This window comes from Micromonospora sp. NPDC007208 (genome assembly GCF_042869175.1).
GTDB classification, from domain to species: Bacteria; Actinomycetota; Actinomycetes; order Mycobacteriales; family Micromonosporaceae; genus Micromonospora; species Micromonospora foliorum.
The window spans coordinates 278,189-284,968 of sequence record NZ_JBIAFG010000008.1 but is presented as its reverse complement, the minus strand read 5'-3'; the positions used below and the strand labels follow the sequence as shown (position 1 = coordinate 284,968).

Annotated in this window: 7 protein-coding genes; all 7 read right to left on the bottom strand. The window is 73.5% G+C overall.

The genetic code is table 11. The features are described from left to right. Positions 1-400 precede the first annotated feature (400 nt). Positions 401-1,504 carry an L-dopachrome tautomerase-related protein gene (locus tag ACFYL6_RS18955; RefSeq protein ID WP_387172664.1) on the bottom strand — a complete coding sequence of 368 codons (1,104 nt, stop codon included), beginning with the start codon at positions 1,502-1,504 and terminating at the stop codon, positions 401-403. A gap of 100 nt (positions 1,505-1,604) precedes the next feature. Further along, positions 1,605-2,486, bottom strand: coding sequence for an SMP-30/gluconolactonase/LRE family protein (locus tag ACFYL6_RS18950; RefSeq protein WP_387172662.1), 882 nt, complete (start codon positions 2,484-2,486; stop codon positions 1,605-1,607). A gap of 20 nt (positions 2,487-2,506) precedes the next feature. Beyond that, entirely contained in the window at positions 2,507-3,448 is a 942-nt protein-coding gene (locus tag ACFYL6_RS18945; RefSeq protein WP_387172660.1) for a sugar kinase, read from the bottom strand. Beyond that, the gene (locus tag ACFYL6_RS18940) at positions 3,445-4,065 is read right to left on the bottom strand and encodes a bifunctional 4-hydroxy-2-oxoglutarate aldolase/2-dehydro-3-deoxy-phosphogluconate aldolase (protein ID WP_387172657.1); all 621 of its coding nucleotides are present in this window, start codon (positions 4,063-4,065) and stop codon (positions 3,445-3,447) included. The genes ACFYL6_RS18945 and ACFYL6_RS18940 overlap by 4 nt, the downstream gene beginning before the upstream one ends. A gap of 9 nt (positions 4,066-4,074) precedes the next feature. Then, positions 4,075-4,914: a hypothetical protein gene (locus ACFYL6_RS18935; RefSeq protein WP_387172656.1), complete on the bottom strand. Its 840-nt coding sequence runs from the start codon at positions 4,912-4,914 to the stop codon at positions 4,075-4,077. Then, positions 4,908-6,053: a galactonate dehydratase gene (dgoD, locus tag ACFYL6_RS18930; protein ID WP_387172654.1), complete on the bottom strand. Its 1,146-nt coding sequence runs from the start codon at positions 6,051-6,053 to the stop codon at positions 4,908-4,910. Before dgoD ends, ACFYL6_RS18935 begins: the two co-directional genes overlap by 7 nt. Beyond that, positions 6,050-6,760: a FadR/GntR family transcriptional regulator gene (locus ACFYL6_RS18925; RefSeq protein WP_387172652.1), complete on the bottom strand. Its 711-nt coding sequence runs from the start codon at positions 6,758-6,760 to the stop codon at positions 6,050-6,052. Before ACFYL6_RS18925 ends, dgoD begins: the two co-directional genes overlap by 4 nt. Positions 6,761-6,780 lie beyond the last annotated feature (20 nt).

Below are 6,780 nucleotides of genomic sequence, written 5' to 3'. Positions count from 1 at the left end.
TGCCAGGCACCATCTACCAGCACACCCAAGATCCCAACCAACTGACACATGTATCGGGACTTCAACACTGACAGATGTCATGGGACTCAATAGTTAGGAGCTGACGGAAACTGTCCAAGATTGCGTCGGGGTATGCGCCTTCGGCGAGTAGGCGGCTAATTCCAGCAGGACGATGTCCGCCGTCTCGACGGGCAGGAAGGTCACTCGATCGCGTGGACGAACGCGGCCCGCGTGGGTAGACCGAGCGCTTCGGCCAGAGTCAGATTGCCGAGATCGCCAGACCCGGACTGCCTCCGCTCCGCGATCTTGCACTTTCTGTCCCGGCAAAAGGTGCATCCGACCCATATCGATGACCGCAACTGCAAGATCGGCGCGAATTTCTGCGCGACGCCGCCCCTGCTCAGGGGCGCAGCAGTACCGGGCCGGCGTCGATGCGGGTGCGGAACAGCGCGTACGGCTTGCGCCGCAGGTCCTTGCCCCGCTGGTACTGCGGCTGCCGGTGCAGTTGGTTGGCGGTGACGTAAAGGTACCCGTCGGTGGCCACCGACATGGTGTCCGGCCAGAGCAGGCGCGGGTCGTGCACCAGCGTCTCGTACTCGCCGTCGGGCAGGCGACGCAGCACCGCGTTGTGCTCGTACGAGGTGAGGTAGATCCGCCCGGCGTCGTCGGACTCCAACCCGTCCGACCCGGTGGCCTTGTCCCCCTCGTCCACGACCGTGGCCGCCACCGCCTCCTGGGTGACCGACGGGTCGGCCAGCGCCTCGGCGGACACGCTGTGCAGGCGTCGGGACATCAGCGGCGCGTAGTACAGCCGGCTGCCGTCGGCCGAGATGGCGATGCTGTCCGAGCCCATGCTCACCGGCTTCGGCGGGCCGTCGGCCGGCCGTTCCAGGAACGGCCGGCCCTCGACGAAGGGGCGGTAGTTCTTCAACGGCTCCGCCTTGGTGGACGGGTGGTCGTGCAGCCGCCGCCAGGAGGCTCCGCTGGCCAGGTCCACCACGATGATCCCGTTCGGCCCGGAGTCCGCCGAGTCGGTGATGTACGCGACCCCCGCCTCGCCCCGCCGCAGGTCGAAGCGGACGTCGTTGAGGTACGTCGTCGGCAGCGCCACGTCCGCCGGAAAGGTGATCACCTGGGCGACCGTGTCGGTGTCCAGGTCGATCCGGACCAGCTTCGGGCCGCCCGGCTTCGTGGGCTGGAACATCGGGCTGCCGGTGTCCAGTACCCAGAGCCGGTCGGCCGGGTCCACCACGATGCTCTGCACCGAGACGAACGCGCCCGCGTCGTCGTCGCCGGACGGGTCGTTCCACGCCTGGTCGGGGTAGGGCACCTCTCTTCCGTCGCGCAACTCGACGACGGTGGCCGGCACCTCGTCACCCCACTTGGGGAAGTTCACGAAGATCCGACCCCGGTGCGAGACGCTCACCCCGGTCGGCATCGGGCCGGTGAAGGTGTGCACCAGCTCCAGCTCGCCCATCGGCTCGTCGCCGACCGGCCCGTTCATGACGTCCGCTCCACGGTGTTCATCGGCTCGCTCCCTACCGGTCGGCTGCTACCGCGCTTCGGGGCGGTTGTTCCCGCCCTGGCGTCCGGTATGCCTCCGATCAGCTCGCTGGTGCGCTGGCCCGCGCGGCGGGCAGGCCGGGCACCGGGACGTCGACCGCGAGCAGCGCGCCGTCCTGCGGGCCCGCCGCGTCCAGCCCCACCCGGGCGGTGCCGATGAAGAGTCGCCGCAGGTCGGGCCCGCCCAGGCAGATACCGGCGGGCTGCTTGGCCGGCAGCCGGATCTCCCGGTCGAGGGTGCCGTCCGGCCGGTAGCGGCGTACCGCGGAACCGCCCCACAACGCGATCCAGAGGTGGCCGGCCGCGTCGAGCGTCATGCCGTCCGGGCCGCCGTCGGCGGGGGACAGCCGCAGGAACGGCTCCCGCCCGCACACGGCGCCGGTGGCGGGGTCGACGGTGAACCGGTCGATCTCGCCGCGTGGGGTGTCGGCCAGGTACATGGTGGTGCCGGTCGCGTCGAACGCCGGCCCGTTCGGAATGGTCAACCCGGTCACCGCGGGGACCGGCTCGGCGCCCGGAGTGAGGCGGAACAGCGTGCCCCCGCCGGGCACCATCGCGTACGTCATGCTGCCGGCCCAGAAGCGGCCGTGCGGGTCGGCGACCGCGTCGTTCATCCGGGTCGGCTCGGGCGCGTCGGCGACCAGTTCGACGACCGGTCGGGGGTCGCCGGCGGCGGGTAGCACCGTGACACCGGTCCCGGCGGCGGCCAGCCATTCACCCGGTCGGTCGGCCACCGGGGCGACCGCGCCGAGCGGCATGTCGAGGCGGCGCAGCTCCCGCAGCGGGGTCGGGGCGTCGCCGTCGGTCTCCAACAGTCGCCCGGCCAGCAGGTCGACGAGGACCAGCCGGTCATCGACCCAGCGCAGGCCCTCACCCAACTCCAGCCGGTCGGTGCTCCAGACGGTCGGCTCGGTCAGCTCCATGGTGCTCCTCCAAAGGATCGTCAGCGGACCGTACCGCCGGGGCCGTGGTCGAGCAGCGCCAGCTCGGCCCGGTCGGGCAGACCCTCCCAGTCGCCCCGGGTGGCGACCGCGAACGCGCCGGTGGTGACGGCCCGGTCCAGTCGGGCCGGCGCGTCGACGCCGTCCAGCCAGCCGGAGAGCAGCCCGGCGACGAAGGCGTCGCCCGCGCCGACGGTGTCCACCACCGGCACCGTCCGGGCCGGACGGTGGATCGTGCCGGTCGCGCTGTGGCTTGTCGCTCCACCGGCGCCGTGCTTGACCACGACCTCGGTGACGCCGGCCGAGAGTAGCGCCGAGGCCGGTTCGGCGGCGTCGGTCAGCACGGCCAACTCGTCGTCGGAGGCGATCACCAGGTCGATCGACGGCAACAGCGGGCGCAGCGCGGCAGCGGCCTCCGCCACTGACCAGAGCCGGTTGCGGTGGTTGACGTCCAGGCAGACCGTGCCGCCGGCCGCGCGGGCGCGCCGCACGGCCTCCACCACCGCCTGGTACGGCTCGACGCCGAGCGCGCAGGTGATGCCGGTGACGTGCAGCAGCCGGGGTGGTGGCCCGGAAGCGGCGAAGGCCCGGGCCACGTCGGCGGGGCCCAGCCGGGAGCCGGCCGACCCGGCGCGGTGGTAGGTGACCCGGTTGATGTCGGCGACCCGGTTCTCGAAGAGGATCAGCCCGGTCGGGGCGGTCTCGTCGACCCGGGACCAGGTCAGGTCGACACCCTCGGCGCGCAGCGTACGGCGGACCAGCTCGCCGGGCTCGTCGGCGCCGGTGACACCGACCCAGGCGGCCCGGTGGCCGAGCCGGGCCAGGCCGATCGCCACGTTCGACTCGGAGCCGGCGACGGAGATCCCGGCGGTGCCACCCAGTCGCAGTGGGCCGGTGGTGCGAAACGCCGCCATCGTCTCGCCGAGGGTGAGCAGGTCGGTCATGGCCGGACCGCCGCGAGGAAGGCGGCGGCGCGCTCCCGCAACGCCGCCGGGTCGCCGCCGCGGACGGCGTCACCGAGCAGCGGGGAGCCGACACCGACAGCTGTCGCGCCCCGGTCGAGGTAGCGCCGCGCGCCGTCCGCGTCGACCCCACCGACCGGCACGAACGCGGTACCGGGGAACGGGTCGCGCAGGGCGCCGAGGTAGTCGGGCCCGCCGAGGGAGGCCGGGAAGAGCTTGATCGCGGCGGCCCCCCCGTCGGTGGCCCGGACCACCTCGGTGGGGGTGAGGGCACCGGCGAGCACCGGCAGCCCGAGCCGGCCACCCTCGGCGAGGCTCGGTGCGATCGCCGGGGTGACCAGGAAGCCGGCACCCGCGTCGGCCGCCGCACGGGCGTCCTCGGCGCTGAGCACGGTGCCGGCGCCCAGGGCGAAGTCGGGCCCGAGGGCGGCCCGGGCACGGCGGAGGATGCCGAGCGCGTCGGCGCTGGTCATCGAGACCTCGACCAGGGCGACGCCGCTCTCGGCCAGGGTGAGCACGGCGGCCAGCGCGGCCGCCGGGTCCGGGCCGCGCACGATGGCCAGCAGTCGATGGGTACGCAGCTCGTCGAGCAGGTTCATCACGTGTCCTCAGTGGATGCGGTGGGCGGAGATGGTGAGTCGCCAGCTGACCTCGCCGCTGGCCGGGACGGCCACCGCGTCATCGGGGCCGGCGTCGGCCAGGTCGAAGGCCGCGCCGAGCATCGGTTCGATGCCGACGCTGCGGTAGGGGCGGTTCGCCGGCCAGCCGCCCAGGTTGCGCCAGAGCGCGGTGCTGCGGGGCTGGCCGGCGCACTCCAGCTCCAGGGTCAACCGGTCGGCCCCGTCGAGCACCTGAACCCGGGGGCAGTCGAGCAGCACCGCGCCGAGCGCGGTCCCGTCGTCCGGCCCGAACGTGTCCAGGGTCAGCCCGGCCGGTGTCGGCCACGGCCCGGTCAGCCACGGGTCGCCGGTGGGCCAGCCGCCCGGCGGCAGGAGCGCGGCGGCCTCCGGGTGCAGCCGGGTCGGGGTGCCGGCGGGCGCGTCCAGGCGGGCGGTGGGGGACAGGTCGAGCAGGGCGTGCGCGGCCCAGACGAACCGGTACCCCGGGTCGGCGGCCAGCCGGTAGTCGGCCACCACCACGCCGCCGGAGTCGGTGATCCGGCGGGTGAGGGTGAACGTCGGCCGCTCGACGACCACGGTGCCGGGGCCGGCGCTGCGCCACGGCCGCGACCACACCTCGCCGTGGTCCGGCTCGCCGCGCACGGTGGGCAGGCACTCCTCCAGGCCGCCGGCGTCGACGAACGCGTCGTCGGGGCGTACCTCGTGCCGGCCGGGTTCCGGGCCACGCCAGAGCCACTCCCGACCACCGCCGTGCAGGCTCGTCCACCGGCCGCCGTGCGCGGCGTCGTACGCCACCCGCAGGGCCACCGGCCGCGCGTCGGTCACCACTCGGCGAACGACCCGTCGGCGTGCTGCCAGACCGGGTTGCGCCAGGCGTGTGGGGTCTGCGCTGCCTTGCGGACCGCCATCTCGTCGACAGTGATGCCCAACCCGGGCCGGTCGAGGCGGGCGATGTGCCCGTCCACGAACCGGAACGGCTCCGGGTCGACCAGATAGTCCAGCAGCTCCGAGCCGGCGTTGTAGTGGATGCCGATGCTCTGCTCCTGAATCAGGAAGTTCGGCGTCGCGAAGGCCACCTGGAGACTGGCCGCCAGGGAGATCGGGCCGAGCGGGCAGTGCGGGGCGAGCAGCGCGCCGTACGTCTCGGCCAGCGCGGCGATTCGACGGACCTCGGAGATCCCACCGGCGTGCGACAGGTCCGGTTGGACCACGGCGACCCCGGCCTGCAGCGGTCCGAGGAACTCGGACCGACCGTAGAGCCGCTCACCGGTGGCCACCGGGATCGGCGTGCCGGCGACGATGTCGCGCAGGTGGTGAGCCTGATCGGGCAGGACCGGCTCCTCCACGAAGAACGGGCGCAGGGCGGCCAGCTCGGGCAGGATCCGGCGGACGGCGGCCATTCCGGCGCGACCGTGGAAGTCCACCGCGATGTCCCGGTCGGGGCCGAGCACCTCGCGGGCGGCGGCCACCCGGCCGACGACCGCGTCCACCTCGGCCGAGGTGGGAATCGGCGAGAGCCGCCCGCAGGCGTTCATCTTGACCCCGGTGAGGCCGGCGGCGACCTGCGCGGCGGCGGCGTCGGCCACCTCGCCGGGTTCGTCCCCGCCGATCCACGAGTAGATCCGCACCCGGTCGCGCACGTGCCCGCCGAGCAGCGCGTGCACCGGCGCGCCGTACGCCTGCCCGGCGATGTCCCAGAGCGCCTGGTCGAGGCCGGCGACCGCGCTGGAGAGGATCGGGCCGCCCCGGTAGAAGCCGCCCTTGGTGAGCACCTGCCAGTGCTGCTCGATGCGCAGGGGGTCGGCACCGAGCAGATATTCGGAGAGCACCTCGACCGCGCTGCGCACCACCTCGGCGCGGCCCTCGACCACCGGCTCACCCCACCCGACCAGCCCGTCGTCGGTCTCCACCCGGCAGAACAACCACCGTGGCGCGACCAGGAAGGTCTCGATCCGCGCGATCTTCACTGACTGCCCCTTCGTCCCCGTGCCTTCTCGACGTCGCGGACGGCCTTGTCCAGCAACTGACGCATCGCGGTCTCGGCCGCCGTCTCGTCCCGGTCGCGCAGCGCGTCGACCACCGCGCGGTGGCTGGGCACCGGGTCGTCGTGCGCGGTGCCGCCGTGCACCAGCCGGTCCCGTTCGGCGAGACCGGTCTCCATCACCACCTCCATCCGCTCCAGCAGCTCGTTGTGGGTCGCGGTGAGCAGCGCGCGGTGGAAGGCGAGGTCGGCGGCGATGGCGGCGGCGGGATCGCCGTTGGCCTGGGCCATCTCGGCCAGTGCCCGGTCGAGGGCGGTCAGGTCGTCCTCGGTGGCCCGGGTGGCGGCCAGCCGTGCGGCGGCCGGCTCGATGATGGCGCGTACCTCGTGCAGCTGGTCGAGCAACCGCTGGTCGGTGCCCTCGGTGAACTGCCAGCGGATCACGTCACCGTCGAGCAGGTTCCAGTCCGCACGGGGTCGGACGAAGGTGCCGCGCTTCTGTCGGGCGTCGACGATGCCCTTCGCCGAGAGGACCTTCAGCGCCTCGCGGAGCGCGGTGAGGCTGACGCCGAACTCCTCCTGCAACGCGACGATGTTGAGGGTCGCGCCGGCGGCGATCTCGCCGGTGAGGATGCGACGGGCGATCGCTTCGACGGTCTGCCCGTGGACGCCGCGGCGTGCGTACTGTGCCAATGCTCCTGGCCTTTTCGCTG